Raw genomic sequence first — 15,369 nt, 5'->3', positions numbered from 1 at the left:
GTGTGTGTTGGTTTAATTCGGCATCAATTAAGCGCCATTATTACAGTTTTCTATTACTTTTTGAAGTAAATCCCTCATCAAACTATTTGATTGTTCGTCGATACCTTCTAAAGCCGCAGCTCTATTTTTGATGGCGATTTCATTTACATCAATTGTTATCTTTTTCCCAGTTTCGGTTAGCGTTAAGTTTACTCTTCTCCTATCTGAGGGATGAACTTCTCTAGTTAAAAATCCTTGTTTTATTAATAATTGAATGATTCTTGTAATCGAAGCATTATCCTTAAATACAATTTTACTAATATCCTTTTGAGTAATGTCTGGGTTTTCGGCAACACTCTTTAAAATCAACCATTGGTCAATAGTGATGTCGTAACCAGCTTTGCGAACATTTCTTTGCGCAAATTGATTATAAGTCCTAAAGCATTTATCTAAAGTATAAAGCAGGGTGTTGTTTAACTTTTCCATAATTCTACAGCAAATTTATAAATGCGAAATTAATAATTGATATATCAACTAATATTTTACAAAGCGTATTGGGATTTGAGTATTGTGTACTGCGACCAGTAGGGATTCAAACCATTTCTCTATACGCAAATCGCAATACGCTATACCATTTCTCACATCTATTTCTTATTTTGCACCAATGCAGTTTAAAGAGATAATCGGTCAGGAAGACATTAAAAAACAATTGATACAAACCGTTGTAGAGAACAGGGTTAGTCACGCACAATTGTTTTTGTCGCCAGAGGGAAGCGGTGCTTTACCGTTGGCGATTGCTTATGCCCAATATTTAAATTGCCAAAATAGGTCTGCTACAGACAGTTGTGGAGAGTGTTCATCTTGTAGAAAGTACGAAAGATACATCCATCCCGACTTACATTTTTCGTATCCATTTTTTGCTTCAGCTTCTGTAAAAATCGCGGTTGATGTATTAGAAGAATGGAGGAGCTTGTTGTTAGAAGACCCTTATTTTAATTTGGATATTTGGCGTTCAAAGCTAAGTGCAGAGAATAAACAAGCAAACATTAACATTGCCGAGTGTCATGATATCATCAAAAAATTAAGCTACAAAGCATTTGAGGCAGACACAAAAGTTTTAATCATGTGGTTGCCAGAATTTTTAGATAGAGAAGGAAATGCCTTGTTGAAGATTATTGAAGAACCATCTCCAAATACTTTATTCATTTTAGTGGCTCAAAATCAAGAACAGATTTTGTCGACTATTTTATCGCGTACGCAGATTGTTAAAATCCCTAAATTACCAGATAACGAGGTTGAGGATTATTTGGTTAAAAAGGCAAATTTATCAGAAAACCAAGCAACCGAATATAGCTTTTTGGCTGATGGAAATTTGATTGAAGCCAAGGCAATGTTACAAGATACGCCCAATAATAACGCGGGTTACTTTGCCGAATGGTTGCGCATGGGTTTTGGCAATAAAGTGCCTGCAATGATAGATTTTACTGATGAAGCAGCCAAATGGGGAAGAGAAAATCAGAAGAATTTTTTAAATTATGGCATCAACTTTTTACGCGAATGTAGCTTGCTGTTAAGCGGAGCTGATGACTTGGTTAAACTGCCTCACCAGACATTAGAGGTAGCTATAAAATTATCTACCCATGTGTTAAATTTGGGAATGGTAGAGGCATTAATTAACGAATTAGAGAAGGCGCATTACCACATTGAAAGGAATGCGAATCCAAAAATTCTGTTTTTAGATGTATCTTTACAATTAGTTAAAATAATTAAGTTTAAAACGTTCCCGAAAGGGACTCAACATATATACAATTAATATGGGATGTGGAAGTTGTTCTACAGGTGGCGGTTGCGCTCCCTCTGGTTGCAAAAGTAATGGCTCATGCCTTACCGGCGGATGCCAAAAAATGGAAGTACACGATTGGCTATCGAATTTAGATATGCCATCTAATTATATACCTTTTCAAGTTGTTGAAGTAAAATTTAAAGGCGCTAGAAAAGAATTCTTTTTAAATAACGATAACATTTACCTAGAAATTGGTGAACTGGTTGCGGTAGAAGGCGCAACTGGCGGATATGACATTGGCCACGTTTCCTTAACGGGAGAGTTGGTGCGCATGCAAATGAAACGTCGCAAAACACCACTAGACCAAGTTACCCGTAAAATATATCGTAAAGCTACAGAAGCTGATGTTGATAAATGGAAATTAGCGAAGGATATGGAATGGGAAACCATGCATAAAGCCCGTACCTTGGCATTAGATTTACGTTTGTCGATGAAAATTAGCGATGTAGATTACCAAGGAGATAAAACAAAAGCTACGTTTTTTTATACAGCAGAAGGTCGTGTAGACTTTAGGGAGCTGATTAAAAAAATGGCAGAAACCTTCCGTATCAGAATTGAAATGCGCCAAATTGGTATGCGTCAAGAAGCGGGTCGTTTAGGCGGAATTGGCTCTTGCGGTCGCGAATTGTGTTGCTCTACTTGGTTAACTAATTTCAAAACAGTTTCTACGGCTGCTGCTAGGTATCAAAACCTTTCTTTAAATACATTAAAACTTGCTGGACAATGCGGTAAGTTAAAATGCTGTTTAAACTATGAGTTAGATACTTATTTGGATGCCTTAAAAGATATTCCAGACCGTATTGAGGCTTTGCAAACGGAAGTTGGCGTAGCTCGTCACCAAAAAACAGACATCTTTAAAAAATTAATGTGGTTTAGTTACGCCAATCAAGAAGATTGGATTCCTTTAAAAGTTGACCGTGTAAAAGAAATCATGGCGATGAATAAAAAAGGCGAAAAACCAGTTAATTTAAAGGATGAAGCTGTTGAACTGAAAACCACTACGGTAGTAGAAAAAGTTCACGATTATGAAAATGTTGTTGGTCAGGATAGTTTAACAAGACTAGACGATAGGAATAAAAACCGTAACAATAACAATCGCAATAACCGTAACGGTAATCCGAACAACCGTAATAACGACAGGAACGATAGGAACAGGAACCAGCCTCAAGGAAATGCGCCACAACAAGCACGACCTCAACAGCCAAAGCCTGCGCAACAAAACAGGCCATTACAACAGAACCCAAATAAACCTGTTCAACAAAATAAACCACCTCAGGCACAACAACAAAGGCCACAGCCTCAGAAACCGAATCTAAATCAGGCTGTTCAAAAACCTGTTGCAGAGGGTGGTGAGGTAACTAATCCAAATGGACCAAAACCAAACAAAAATAAGAACAGGAATAAAAACCGTAATAAGAAAAAACCAACAGACCAAGCTCCAAGTGCCCCAAAAGGCGATGAATAGTATAATGCATAAATTAAGATTCGTATTTTTTTTGACAGTATTTAGCATTTTGCTAGCTGGTTGTACTAATGATAATTTAGTGGATACCAATCAGGCAATGCCAGAAAATAATTGGGCTTACGCAAAAAGTGTGAAGGCAACCGTAGAGATTAAAGACATCAACGAACCCTATAACTTGTATTTCAAGCTTCGCCATACGGCTGATTATCGCTATTCAAATATCTATGTAATTGTTCATGTCAAAGGAAATGGCTTAAATAGAAATAATCGTTATCAATATAAATTGGCAAAAGCTGATGGCGAATGGCTAGGTAAGGGTTCTGGAGACCTTTTTACCTATAATTTTCCATTGTTAACCAATTATCGCTTTGCGAAACCAGGCAAATATCAAATAGAAATAGAGCAAAATATGCGTGATAATCCATTAACTGGTATCAGTGATGCTGGAATAACGGTGGCTAAAGCACAGGTAAAATAATACCCATTTATAGGTATTTAAAACTGCTATCATTAATGCTACTTTGCAATAGTTAATACAGAAAGCATAAATCAATTCAGATGAGATCATTATTTACGGCAATTTGCCTTTTCATTATATCAGCATCAGTTTCTGCTGCCGAAATTACATTTTTAGATAACCCAACTTGGGCAAGTGTTTTAGAAAAAGCCAAAAAAGAGAATAAAATGATTTTCTTAGACGGTTATGCAACTTGGTGTGGCCCATGCAAAAGTATGGATGCCGAAACCTATAAAAATCAAGCAGTTGCTGATTATTACAACGCTAACTTCATTAATGTAAAATATGACATGGAAAAGGGAGAAGGGAAAACATTGTCAGAAAAATATATGGTTACGGCTTATCCCTACTTAATGTTCATTAATGCAGAAGGAACAATTTTGCACAAAGCGGTGGGCTTTAAAGAAGCAAATGATTTTGTAACCCTTGGTAAAAATGCTAAAGACCCCAATACGCAATATTATACTTTAAAAAAGAAAGCCCTAGAATTAAGCAATGCCCAATTCTTAAAATTTGCTGAACAAGCAGCTGCATTTGAAGATGAAGATTTTGATCAATTAGGTTCAGATTATTTAGCGAAACAGGCAGATATTTTAGGTAATAACGATTTAATCGACCTAATAATGGGTCCAATCGATATGTTGCCAGATGAAAAAACGCTAGCTTATTTGGCAAAAAGCGAAGCGAAGATTACTACTTCAGGTAAATATACTAAAGCAGATTTTGAAGAACGTATAATTGGATTAACGATAGATTACGCTATTTCAGATAAAACACAAGGAGATGCTGAAAAACTCGACTTTGATAAAGTAAAAACTATTTTGGATAAATATATTCCATTGAAAGCTTTTTTTGTATTGCACTATTTTAAAGCACAGTATGGTTTGGATAATGATAAGATTGACGATGCTATAATTTCATTAGGCCTCTTGATAGAGAATACACCAAGCAAAGTAACTATTGATCAGATTTGTAATGCAATGATGAATATGGGGCCAATTCTTTTGGAAAAAGCAAAACTAGACCCAATTTTGAAAAAATTTGAAGCAATACAGTTTGAAACAAAAGTGGCTTATATGAAAGATTTTGTAAAGGCAATTATTTACATAAAAGCTAAAGAGCTAGACAAATTTAAGGCAATTGCTAACAAAATGATTCTAGATGTTAATACGCCAGAAAATGTAAAGGAAGATATTAAATCTGCGCTAGCAAGGATGAACGAGAAACCATAAAATTAGGCGCCAAATCTGCGGCATCTCCAAAATCTGTGGGACAAATTAAAATTCTATAGTAATGGCAACAACTGTTCCAGCGCCATTCCTCTACTTCCTTTTAATAAAACAAGTTTATCTTTAATTGGGTTTGCTTTTAAGTAGTCTGATGCTTCGGCAGGTGTGCTAAAAAACTGACCAGCATATTTATCTTTAAACTCAAAAAAGCTTTTGCCTATAAACAGGGTTGATAATTCATTTTCAACAGCAAGTTTAACTACCATTTCATGTTGTGCTGGCCCTTCTGCACCTAGTTCAAACATATCGCCAATAATGGCAACTTTGTGTGCTGCACTTAAAGATTTTAAGTTATTTAAAGCTGCAGTCATACTACTTGGATTGGCATTGTAAAAATCGCAGATTACCGTATTGTTATCTGTTTTTGTTAATTGAGAGCGATTATTAGTAGGAAAATAATTCGCCAAGCCATTATTGATTTGAGAAGGTGTTAACTCAAAGAAATTCCCAATACATATTGCCGCTAGAATATTCTCGAAATTGTAAGTTCCGGTAAGATTTGCTTTGGCGGCATAGTTGTTTCCTTTCGTGCTCCAATCAAATTCAATTAAAGGGTCGCTATGTTTTAATTCTCCGCTTACCGCATTCTCTTTTTCAGTACCATAATAAACTACCTTATTCAAATCGGCACGTTCACTCATTTCTAATAAATAAGGATTATTGCGATTGATAAATGCAAAACCATGATGCGATTTCAAATAAGCAAATAATTCAGCTTTACCTTTTTTCACACCTTCAAAACCGCCAAAGCCATCTAAATGTGCCATGCCCACGTTGGTAATTAAGCCATGAGTTGGTTGCGCTAGCTCACACAAAAACTCAATCTCTTTTTGATGGTTTGCGCCCATTTCTATCACAGCAATTTCTACATCGCTCTGCATAGACAAGATAGATAATGGCACACCAATATGATTATTTAAGTTTCCCTTTGTTGCAAAAGTTTTAAATCGCTCTGCTAAAATCGCCCTTATTAACTCTTTTGTAGTTGTTTTTCCATTGCTACCTGTTAGGCCTATAACAGGAATTTTTAGTTGTTTTCTGTGATGTCTGGCTAAATCTTGCAGAGAAGTTAAAACATCAGAAACTAAGATACATTGTTCGTTTTTAGCATATTCCTCATTATCAATAATAGCAAAAGCAGCACCTTGTTCAATCGCTTGTAAGGCAAAAGTATTGGCATCGAAATTTTCACCTTTAAGGGCAAAAAACAAACAACCTTTTGTAATGGTTCTTGTATCTGTACAAATTATGGGATGGTTTAAATAGTGTTTATAAAGCTGTTCGGTATTTGCCATTGCGCAATGCGGATAAATTCAATCGTAAAATTACAAATGCAAAGACAAATACAACTATTCTTTTTAGTATTATTGGTAAATATTCCCTTTATATGAAAAATTACCTGCTCTATCTTTTATTTGTTTGCTTAGGTACAACCAATGTTTTAGCCCAAACTCCATCACCAGATGAATTTTTAGGTTATCCATTGGGTAGTAAATTTACACCACATCAAAAAGTGGTTGATTATTTTAAAAAGGTAGCAGCCGCGAATAAAAACATTCAATTACAGGTTTATGGAAAAACCTATGAGGGAAGAGAGTTATTGTTAGCGGTAATTTCTGATCCTTCAAATATGGATAGGTTAGAACAGATTAGAACCAATAATTTGGCTTTATCTAATGCAGATAAATCTGCAAAAGCAACCAAACAACCAGCCATTTTATGGTTAAGCTATAATGTACACGGAAATGAAGCTAACTCAACTGAAACGTCAATGAGGGTGCTTTATACATTAGCAATGGCAAAGGAAAGCAATGTTAAGGATTGGTTAAAGAACACAGTTGTGATTATCGACCCTTGCCTAAATCCTGATGGAAGAGAGAGATATGTAAGTAATTTTAACATGGTAAGTGGAGTTGTTCCAAATCCAGACCCATCTGCTCGTGAGCATAGCGAACCTTGGCCAGGAGGAAGGCCTAATCATTATTACTACGATTTAAATAGAGACTGGGCTTGGCAAACACAAATAGAGACACAACAGAGATTGGTAGCTTATCATAATTGGATGCCACAAGTTCACGTAGATTTTCACGAACAAAGTTATAACGAACCTTATTATTTTGCTCCTGCAGCAGAACCAGTTCATCAAGACATTACAACTTGGCAAAGAGAGTTTCAAGTTACTGTCGGAAAAAATAATGCTAAATACTTTGATGAGAATGGATGGCAATATTTTACTAAGGAACGTTTCGATTTACTATATCCATCTTATGGTGACACCTATCCTTTATATAATGGTGCCATAGGAATGACTTATGAGCAAGGTGGAATTAGAGCTGGCCTTGCTGTGATTACATCTGACGGAGATACCTTGACCTTAAAAGATAGAATCGACCATCATTTTACTACTTCAATAGCTACATTGGAAACTGTATCTACACACAGTGAAAAGCTGCTGACGGAGTTCAAAAAATATTTCGAGCAAAGTGCCACTACTCCTCCTGGAGTTTATAAAACATACATTGTTAAAGCGCAAAACATCGAGCGTTTGCGTAAAATGGCAGAGCTTTTAAAAAGAAATCATGTTGCGTTTTCTTTTGGAGCTGATAGAACTTTAAATGGCTACAATTACGAAAACCAGAAGCTGGAGAATTTTAAAGTAGAAAGAAACGACTTGATTGTGAATTTGCAGCAGCCTAGCTCTGTGTTGGCAAATGTACTCTTTGAACCACAAACAATGGTTACAGATTCTAACACCTATGATATTACTGCTTGGGCTTTACCTTATGCATACGGACTAAATGCTTATGCTCTTAAAGAAGCCATAACCGGTACATACACTTTCATTGAAGAGAAAAAAGAAAGTATACCCGCCATTGCAAAACCTTATGCCTGGGTAATGCCATGGAACTCTATTAAGGATGCACAAACTTTAATTGCCCTACAAAAACAAAAAATTAAAGTTCGCATTGCGGAAGAAGCATTTACTATTGGTGGAAAGGTTTACCCTGCGGGTTCTTTATTGGTTTACAGAACAGAAAATGAGAAGATTATCAAAGATTTCAGTAAGATTCTTTCGGAAATAGCAAAAGGTAATAACGTTTCATTATATCCAATAGCAAGTGGTTATGTAGAAAAAGGAAAGGATTTTGGTTCTTCTGTGTATAAACTGCTAACAATGCCAAAAGTTGCCGTAGTAACCGGCCAAGAAGTTTCTTCTCAGGGTGTTGGAGAGGTTTGGCATTTCTTTGAGCAAGAATTGGATTATCCAATTACCTTAATAAGTGTTCAAAGTGCGGGCTTTTTAGACATTAATAAAATCAACACCTTAATTCTCCCTGATGGAACATATACTGAAAAATTAGCAGAGCAATTATCAGGTTGGATTACCGCAGGAGGTAAATTGATATTGATGGAAGATGCGATTAGCTCATTAGTTGGTAAAAGACCTTTTGATATCAAGAAGAAAGAATATCCAGAGAAAAAAGACAAAGATGTAAATGAAAGAAGGTATGCGGAGAAAGATAAAGATGATTTACAAAATTCTATTCCCGGTGCTATATATAAAGTTTCTATAGACCAAACACATCCGTTAGCTTTGGGCTTAGGGAGATTCTACTATACTTTAAAAACAGATGAGAAAATTTACGAACCTTTAGAAAACGGTTGGAATGTAGGTACCTTAAAAGCCAACAGTTATATAGCAGGTGTTGCCGGAGAAAAGGTGAAAAAGAAATTAGCTACTGGTTTACTTTATGGTGTCCAAGAATCAGGCAGAGGAAGTATCATTTATTTGGGAACAGATGTTTTATTCCGCTCTTTTTGGGAGAATGGAAAACAAATGTTTACAAACGCTTTGTTTTTGGTGAATTAACTATGAGATTTTCGTAGCTGAAAAGTCTTCCTTTTGTAAATTTTTATTGTCACATCTAATTTTGCTAATAGATAAAATCGACAAAGCTTATTTAAACTTTATCGATTTAGTACTGACTTTAACATTAAAATGTTGTAAATAAGTATTTATGAGTTTTTAATGAATTTTAATTTTTTGGTAATAATTCTCCTTATGTTGTGTTAAAAATGTTACATAAAATTTGTTTTAGCTACATTTTTTTCGGAAACTTGTGGTTAATTAACTTAATACTTTATTTAAAATAAACTACCAATGCAAGAATTGTCGTCTTTAAAAGGCGGCAAGAATTAGGCGTGGAGGGAACGAAACTCGCCTTAATCGATCTATTTAATAGAGGATAATTCTCAATCAATTTCAAATGAAATGATCTAAAATTTCGCCAAAAACAACCAATTTTTCACACAAAATTAATTATTTATGAAAAAAATTTTACAAAGCCTTCTCGTTTTGTCTTTGCTATTTTCTGTGGCATTTGCACAAAACCGAACGGTTACTGGAACAGTTAAAGACAAAACAGGCTTGCCTGTCCCTGGTGTAACTGTAAAAGGCAGAGGTTCAAACGCCGTAACGGGCACAAGTTCAAATGGTACATTTAGTATTAGTGTTCCTGCTTCAGTTACAATAATAGAATTCTCTTCACTGGGTTATGCTAATCAATCATTAACAATTGGAACAAATAATGTTGTTAACGCAACATTGGAAGATAGTACAAACGACTTACAAGAAGTAATGGTAGTTGCTTATGGTACTGTTAAAAAAGAAAGTTTTGTTGGCTCTGCAGCAGTTGTAGGAGCTAAAAACTTTGAAAGCAGACCTACTACATCTTTCCAAAAGTCTTTACAAGGAGCCGCAGCAGGTGTGCAGGTAAGTAGTGTGTCTGGTCAGCCAGGTGCAGCAACTCAAATTCGTGTACGTGGTATTGGTTCAATTACACAATCTGCTGAGCCACTATATGTGGTAGATGGAGTTGTTGTATCGCCTACAGGTACAGACTTAACGAGTGTTGCTCAAACAGCAGATTTTTTGGCAACATTAAATCCAAATGATGTTGAATCTGTTACTATCCTGAAGGATGCTTCATCATCTGCTATTTATGGATCTAGAGCGGCCAACGGCGTAGTTTTGATTACTACTAAACAAGGAAAAGCCGGAGTAACTAAATTTAGCGCAAGTGTTTCTGGTGGTTTTTCTTCTCAAGCAGTTGATAAACATGAAACTTTAAATGCTGAGGAATATTACAGATTATATTTCAATAGCTATTATGCAACAGCAATTGCAGGTGGAGCAACTCCGGCTGCAGCTGCAACTACTGCAAATACAAATACAAGAACTAAGTTAAGTGTAAATCCTTTTAATACCTTAAATCCATTTGTTGGAGGTGGGGCACTTGCACCAGGTGCTGCTTTACTTTATGACACGGATTGGAGAGATGCTGTTTTAAGAAAAGGTATTACTAAAGACGCCAATATTTCTGCTAGTGGTGGCACTGAAAAACTAAAGTATTATGTTTCTGGTGGATATTTCGATCAGAAAGGTATAGTAATTGGTTCAGATTTTAAAAGATTTACAGGTAAGTTTAACCTCTCTGGTGATGTAAACAAATCAATCTCTTTTGGTATCAATAATACTTTAGCAAATTCAATCCAGAACACTCCTGCAGGTGCAGGTGGCGGTGCTAACCCTGTACGTTTTGCGGACATTAACTCAAACATCTATTCATTATATGTAAGAGATGCAAATGGTAATGTGACCTATGATGTTAATGGCAAGCCTGTATATAACTATGTTAACCCTGTTTCTCCTGATTTTAATCCAGTTGGATTAAATGAATTGGATCAATACCTTTCTAAAACTACACGTATCACTTCAGTTCCATACGTTCAAATTAAATTTTTGAATGGGTTTACTGCAAAATCAATGGTGAGTTTAGATTACACCGGTGTAAGAGAAAACCAATTCTACAATTTGGAGCATGGTAATGGAGTTGGTGTAAAAGGTAGAGCATATCGCTATTCTAAGGAAGATATAACTACGACCTATATCAATACCTTAACTTATGATAAAAGCATAGGTAGTCATAACTTCAATGTTTTATTGGGTCAAGAATCTTTCAAGAATACATACGATACTTTTTCTGCCGAGAGAACAGGATTTTCATTTGCTGGACAAACAGAATTAGGTAATGCTGCACTTCCAGGTTCAGGAACTACTTCTGGTGTTACTGAAGAAAGATTTGCATCTTATTTCTCAAGATTAAATTATGATTTTGCGAATAAATATTACTTGTCTGCTACTTTTAGACGTGATGGTTCTTCTGTTTTTGGACCTGATAAAAAATATGGTAATTTTTATTCTGTAGGTGGGGCTTGGAGAATTTCTCAGGAGAAGTTCATGAGCAACTTAACTTTTATCAATGAATTAAAACTACGAGCAAGTTACGGAACTACTGGTAACAATAAGATTGGTCGTTATGCAGCACAAGGATTATATTCTTTAACAGGTGCCTATGAAGGTCAGGGTGCGGCGGTTTATAGTCAGCTAGAAAATAATGCGTTACAATGGGAAAGAAATAACACTAAAGACATTGGTATTGAGTTTTCAATCTTAAATCGCCGTATTAATGGAGAGTTAGGATATTATAAGAAACAATCTGAAGGATTATTATTTGCGCAGCCATTAACCAGAATGACAGGGTTTGCTCTTTTGAATACCAATTTAGCAGAGATTAACAATTCAGGATTTGAGTTTACTTTAGGAGGTACGCCAATTGTTACTTCAGATTTCAACTGGAATGTATCGGTTAACCTAACAACTAATAATAATGAGATTAAAAAATTAACTCAAGCTGAAGTTGGAGATGGTCAATATAATCTTAAAGTTGGTGGAGACCGTTATGCATGGAATCTAAGAGAATATGCAGGTATAGACCAGACTGATGGTAGAGCAATGTGGTATATGGATGATGCAAATGGAAATAAGATTACTACCAAAACTTATGCAAGTGCAAAGTTATATAATACACACGGTTCATCACTACCAGATTTCTTTGGTGGCTTTAACAATACATTAACCTATAAAGAATTTGATTTTAGCGTTTTCACTTATTTCTCTTATGGAGGCAAAGTTTATGATGCGCTTGAACAAACTTTAACACATAATGGTATTACTCCTGGACAGCAATTGTCTAGAGAGGTATTAAATGCTTGGTCACCAACAAATACATCTTCAACTATTCCAAGATTTGTTCCTGTGAACACGGATTTGTCTAATAGTGCTTCTACTAGGTATTTACATGACGGTTCTTATATCAGAGTAAAAAACATCACTCTTGGTTATAAACTCAAAAGTGATTGGGCTACTAAAGCGAAATTAGGAAGTGCTCGTTTATTTATCATGGCAGAAAATCCTTTCACTTTAGCTAAGCACAAAGGTATGGATCCTGAACAAGCAATTAATGGTACAAGCAATAATGAAATACCTAACATTAAAACACTTTCTGTTGGATTAACTGTTGGATTTTAATATAAGATAATTATGAAAAAGATAAATAAAATCGCAATATATACAGCCCTATTATTAGCAACAATAGCTACAGGTTGTAAAAAGGAGTTTTTGGTGGTTGCACCAACTACTTCAATCAAAGCAAGTGAGGCATTTTCTAGTCCTGAAAGAATTGCTTCTGCATTAACAGGACTTTATGACTTAACCACATTAAGTTCATATACAAATGATATGATCTTAACTGCTGATATTAAGGGAAATGATGTATTAGTGGTTAGTGGCGCAGGTAATTATGGCCGTTTTGTTGTAGGTTACCAATTTTCGCAAACTTATACTTCTAACGAGCCTCTGGCTTATTGGACACAAGCTTATAGAATCATTGCAGGTTGTAATCAATTTGAATTTAATATTCCAACTTCTCCTTTAACAGCGGCTCAAAAAACTGCTTATTTGGCAGAAACTAGAGCGTTGAGAGCTGAAGCTTATTTTAACTTAGTAAGATGGTATGGTAAACCTTATACAGTTGATCCTGAAGCTTTAGGCGTTCCATTGGTTTTGGCACCGTTAGGCCCAACTGATGTACCTCCTTTAAGAAGCAAGGTAAAAGAAGTATATGCCCAAATCCTTACTGATTTGTTATTTGCAGAAGCGAATATCCCAACTACAAAAACTAGCGTCTATAGGTTTACAAAAGGTGCTGTACAAGGTTATTTGGCTAGGATCTATTTAACTATGGGTAACTATGCTGAAGCAAGTAAGTATGCTAAATTGGCTAGAGTTGGTAAGCCTTTAAGTGCTGGCGCAGCTTTATTAACTGGTTTTGCTGCACCTACATCAGAATGGATTTATGCTATCAATGTTAGAACTGATGATAACCAAGGTTTCCTTAACGTTCATTCATTCTATGATCCTTATGATATCGGATATTCAAGCTTTAGAGCTAATGACGCATTCTTCAATTCATTTGCAACAAATGACATCCGTAGACAACAGTTTCTTGTAAATGGCGTAATTGGCGCAAGGAGAGGTCCAGAAGGTTATTTAATTAACAAATTTGACTTTAGATCATCTGCTGCAACTAACACTGTTTTAATTCGTTCATCAGAAATGTATCTAATTGAAGCAGAGGCTGAGGCTAGATTAGGTGTAGCTAATGAGCCAGCCGCTAAACTAGCTTTACAAGCAATACAAGCTAGAGCTATACCAGGCACTCTTCTTTCATTAAATACTGGGCAAGCATTAATTGATGAAATTTTAGCAGAAAGAGGTAAAGAACTATATGGTGAGGGTCACAAATTCTTTGACTTGTTGAGAACAAAAACACCTATCGTGAGAACAGCTACAAATGGCCATTGGGTGGCTTTAAATCTTCCAGTAGGAGATAATAGATTGGTATTCCCTCTTCCTCAGGCTGAGTTAAATGCTAATCCGTCATTGAAACCTCAACAAAACCCAGGATACGCAAATTAATAATGCCGAACTAGATTAGTTCATTAAATAAAAAAGCCCAGTTTACAAATGTAAACTGGGCTTTTTAATATATATAGTTATTCTCGCTACTTCTTATCAATGCTATACTTTCCTGGGCCAATAAAAATCAAGCTAAAAAATACAATGCCTAATTCTATCGCATGACCAGCTCCATCCAATCCATCGCCTTTGGCAAAATGAACTAATGAGGCAATAATCATGGTAACAACCAAAAGCATATTTACAGGACGGAAGAATAAACCTAAAATCAATAAAAACCCGCCAATACCTTCTGAAGCTGCGGCCATAAAGCCCCACAACATAGGTAAGAAATCTATGTGAACTACTTTCATGCTTCCGCCAAGTTTTGTCCAACCATCTGGACCACCCATAATTTTTGGTAAACCGTGTACCATCATCATTACACCTAAACCAATTCTTAAAATTAATAATCCCGTATTGCGGTATTTACCTAAAGTATCGAAAATTGCCATGTTATAAATAGTTTAATTGTACATCATTTTTAGCTACAGAAAGAGAAATTGTTTTACCCACTACCATCGCTCGGTTATCATCTATATGTCCTGTAGGGAAGTTAAAACAAACTGGGTAATCAAATTCTTTAACCAACTCCGAAATCACTTCTTCAGGCGTTTGCCCAAAAGGGATACTTTCTTCGCTTATCTCATTAAAAGCACCAACAATTAACCCCTTTAGTTTGTCGAGTTTGCTCTTTCTTTTCAAAAGGCGCATCATTCTGTCAATGGAATATTCATGTTCACCAACATCTTCCAAGAAAAGAATTTTATCATCATAATTCATTTCAGAAACAGAACCTTCTATAGCGATTAACAAACTTAAATTTCCGCCAATTAAAATTCCTTCTGCTTTACCGACTTTATTGTTAAACTCGCTGGAGTAGCTGTAAGATAACTCTTCTCCAAAAAGCGATTTTCTTAAACTTTCCAAAGCTTCAGCCGTACTTGTGTCAAAAGTATAAGGCATTTGTGCATGTATGCTTTGAGTCTTTAAATCCGCCAATGCGTGAGAAAGCAAAATGGTAATGTCACTAAAGCCAACCAGCCATTTTGGCTCTTCATTAAAGATGGTAAAATCTAGCAGATCTATAATTCGGATGGTACCATAACCACCACGAGCAGCAATAATGGCTCTAATGCTTTTGTCATCTAAAAACTGCTGTAAATCTGCCGCCCTTTCTTCATCTGTTCCGGAAAACTGATGGTAAGACCCATTTACGGTGCTTCCAATAACCACTTCCAAACCCCAACTTTTAAGGGTTTCAATGGCGCCATCAATAGATTTAGGTAGTTTTTTAGCCGGACAGACAATCGCAATTTTATCGCCCTTTTTTAAATAGGATGGCTGTTTTATCAT

General features: G+C 35.7%; 11 protein-coding genes. 7 read left to right on the top strand and 4 right to left on the bottom strand.

The genetic code is table 11. From position 1 onward, the window contains the following. Positions 1 to 27 precede the first annotated feature (27 nt). Entirely contained in the window at positions 28 to 465 is a 438-nt protein-coding gene (locus tag R2Q59_RS13905; protein ID WP_316785920.1) for a MarR family transcriptional regulator, read from the bottom strand. Positions 466 to 643: 178 nt separating this feature from the next. Here R2Q59_RS13905 and R2Q59_RS13900 point away from each other — a divergent pair, with 178 nt between their 5' ends. From R2Q59_RS13900 to R2Q59_RS13885, 4 genes are all read left to right on the top strand, one after another. After that, the gene (locus tag R2Q59_RS13900; protein WP_316785919.1) at positions 644 to 1,792 is read left to right on the top strand and encodes a hypothetical protein; all 1,149 of its coding nucleotides are present in this window, start codon (positions 644 to 646) and stop codon (positions 1,790 to 1,792) included. 1 nt (position 1,793) lies between these two features. Further along, positions 1,794 to 3,287: a regulatory iron-sulfur-containing complex subunit RicT gene (locus tag R2Q59_RS13895; protein ID WP_316770003.1), complete on the top strand. Its 1,494-nt coding sequence runs from the start codon at positions 1,794 to 1,796 to the stop codon at positions 3,285 to 3,287. 4 nt (positions 3,288 to 3,291) lie between these two features. Continuing rightward, positions 3,292 to 3,765: a gliding motility lipoprotein GldH gene (locus tag R2Q59_RS13890; RefSeq protein ID WP_316785918.1), complete on the top strand. Its 474-nt coding sequence runs from the start codon at positions 3,292 to 3,294 to the stop codon at positions 3,763 to 3,765. Between the two features lie 80 nt (positions 3,766 to 3,845). Next, entirely contained in the window at positions 3,846 to 5,036 is a 1,191-nt protein-coding gene (locus R2Q59_RS13885; RefSeq protein WP_316785917.1) for a thioredoxin family protein, read from the top strand. A gap of 53 nt (positions 5,037 to 5,089) precedes the next feature. Here the strand turns inward: R2Q59_RS13885 and R2Q59_RS13880 are convergent, their stop codons facing one another. Next, positions 5,090 to 6,388 (bottom strand): UDP-N-acetylmuramoyl-tripeptide--D-alanyl-D-alanine ligase, encoded by a 1,299-nt coding sequence (locus tag R2Q59_RS13880; protein ID WP_316785916.1) that lies wholly within the window; start codon positions 6,386 to 6,388, stop codon positions 5,090 to 5,092. A gap of 92 nt (positions 6,389 to 6,480) precedes the next feature. On the opposite strand from R2Q59_RS13880, the gene R2Q59_RS13875 reads away from it, so the two are divergent. The 3 genes from R2Q59_RS13875 (at position 6,481) to R2Q59_RS13865 (ending at position 13,974) form a co-directional block, all read left to right on the top strand. Further along, a complete protein-coding gene (locus R2Q59_RS13875; protein ID WP_316785915.1) occupies positions 6,481 to 8,964 on the top strand; it encodes a M14 family metallopeptidase in 2,484 nt (827 codons plus the stop codon). A 456-nt stretch (positions 8,965 to 9,420) separates the two neighbouring features. After that, positions 9,421 to 12,525, top strand: coding sequence for a TonB-dependent receptor (locus R2Q59_RS13870; RefSeq protein WP_316785914.1), 3,105 nt, complete (start codon positions 9,421 to 9,423; stop codon positions 12,523 to 12,525). A gap of 12 nt (positions 12,526 to 12,537) precedes the next feature. After that, the gene (locus tag R2Q59_RS13865; RefSeq protein ID WP_316785913.1) at positions 12,538 to 13,974 is read left to right on the top strand and encodes a RagB/SusD family nutrient uptake outer membrane protein; all 1,437 of its coding nucleotides are present in this window, start codon (positions 12,538 to 12,540) and stop codon (positions 13,972 to 13,974) included. Positions 13,975 to 14,060: 86 nt separating this feature from the next. Here R2Q59_RS13865 and R2Q59_RS13860 read toward each other — a convergent pair whose 3' ends face one another. Both R2Q59_RS13860 and R2Q59_RS13855 read right to left on the bottom strand, forming a co-directional pair. After that, entirely contained in the window at positions 14,061 to 14,468 is a 408-nt protein-coding gene (locus tag R2Q59_RS13860) for a DoxX family protein (protein ID WP_316769988.1), read from the bottom strand. A 1-nt stretch (position 14,469) separates the two neighbouring features. Continuing rightward, complete coding sequence (locus R2Q59_RS13855; RefSeq protein ID WP_316785912.1) at positions 14,470 to 15,369, bottom strand: LD-carboxypeptidase; 900 nt, start codon at positions 15,367 to 15,369, stop codon at positions 14,470 to 14,472.

The organism is Pedobacter frigiditerrae, assembly GCF_032678705.1.
Lineage (GTDB): Bacteria > Bacteroidota > Bacteroidia > Sphingobacteriales > Sphingobacteriaceae > Pedobacter > Pedobacter frigiditerrae_A.
This window is presented reverse-complemented; position numbering and strand designations above follow the sequence as displayed.

What these genes read in the sequence shown, in the direction of transcription:
- R2Q59_RS13905 (WP_316785920.1), bottom strand. Translation starts at nt 465, where the DNA reads ATGGAAAAGTTAAACAACACCCTGCTTTATACTTTAGATAAATGCTTT.
- R2Q59_RS13900 (WP_316785919.1), top strand. Translation starts at nt 644, where the DNA reads ATGCAGTTTAAAGAGATAATCGGTCAGGAAGACATTAAAAAACAATTG.
- R2Q59_RS13895 (WP_316770003.1), top strand. Translation starts at nt 1,794, where the DNA reads ATGGGATGTGGAAGTTGTTCTACAGGTGGCGGTTGCGCTCCCTCTGGT.
- R2Q59_RS13890 (WP_316785918.1), top strand. Translation starts at nt 3,292, where the DNA reads ATGCATAAATTAAGATTCGTATTTTTTTTGACAGTATTTAGCATTTTG.
- R2Q59_RS13885 (WP_316785917.1), top strand. Translation starts at nt 3,846, where the DNA reads ATGAGATCATTATTTACGGCAATTTGCCTTTTCATTATATCAGCATCA.
- R2Q59_RS13880 (WP_316785916.1), bottom strand. Translation starts at nt 6,388, where the DNA reads ATGGCAAATACCGAACAGCTTTATAAACACTATTTAAACCATCCCATA.
- R2Q59_RS13875 (WP_316785915.1), top strand. Translation starts at nt 6,481, where the DNA reads ATGAAAAATTACCTGCTCTATCTTTTATTTGTTTGCTTAGGTACAACC.
- R2Q59_RS13870 (WP_316785914.1), top strand. Translation starts at nt 9,421, where the DNA reads ATGAAAAAAATTTTACAAAGCCTTCTCGTTTTGTCTTTGCTATTTTCT.
- R2Q59_RS13865 (WP_316785913.1), top strand. Translation starts at nt 12,538, where the DNA reads ATGAAAAAGATAAATAAAATCGCAATATATACAGCCCTATTATTAGCA.
- R2Q59_RS13860 (WP_316769988.1), bottom strand. Translation starts at nt 14,468, where the DNA reads ATGGCAATTTTCGATACTTTAGGTAAATACCGCAATACGGGATTATTA.
- R2Q59_RS13855 (WP_316785912.1), bottom strand. Translation starts at nt 15,369, where the DNA reads ATGATAAAACAGCCATCCTATTTAAAAAAGGGCGATAAAATTGCGATT.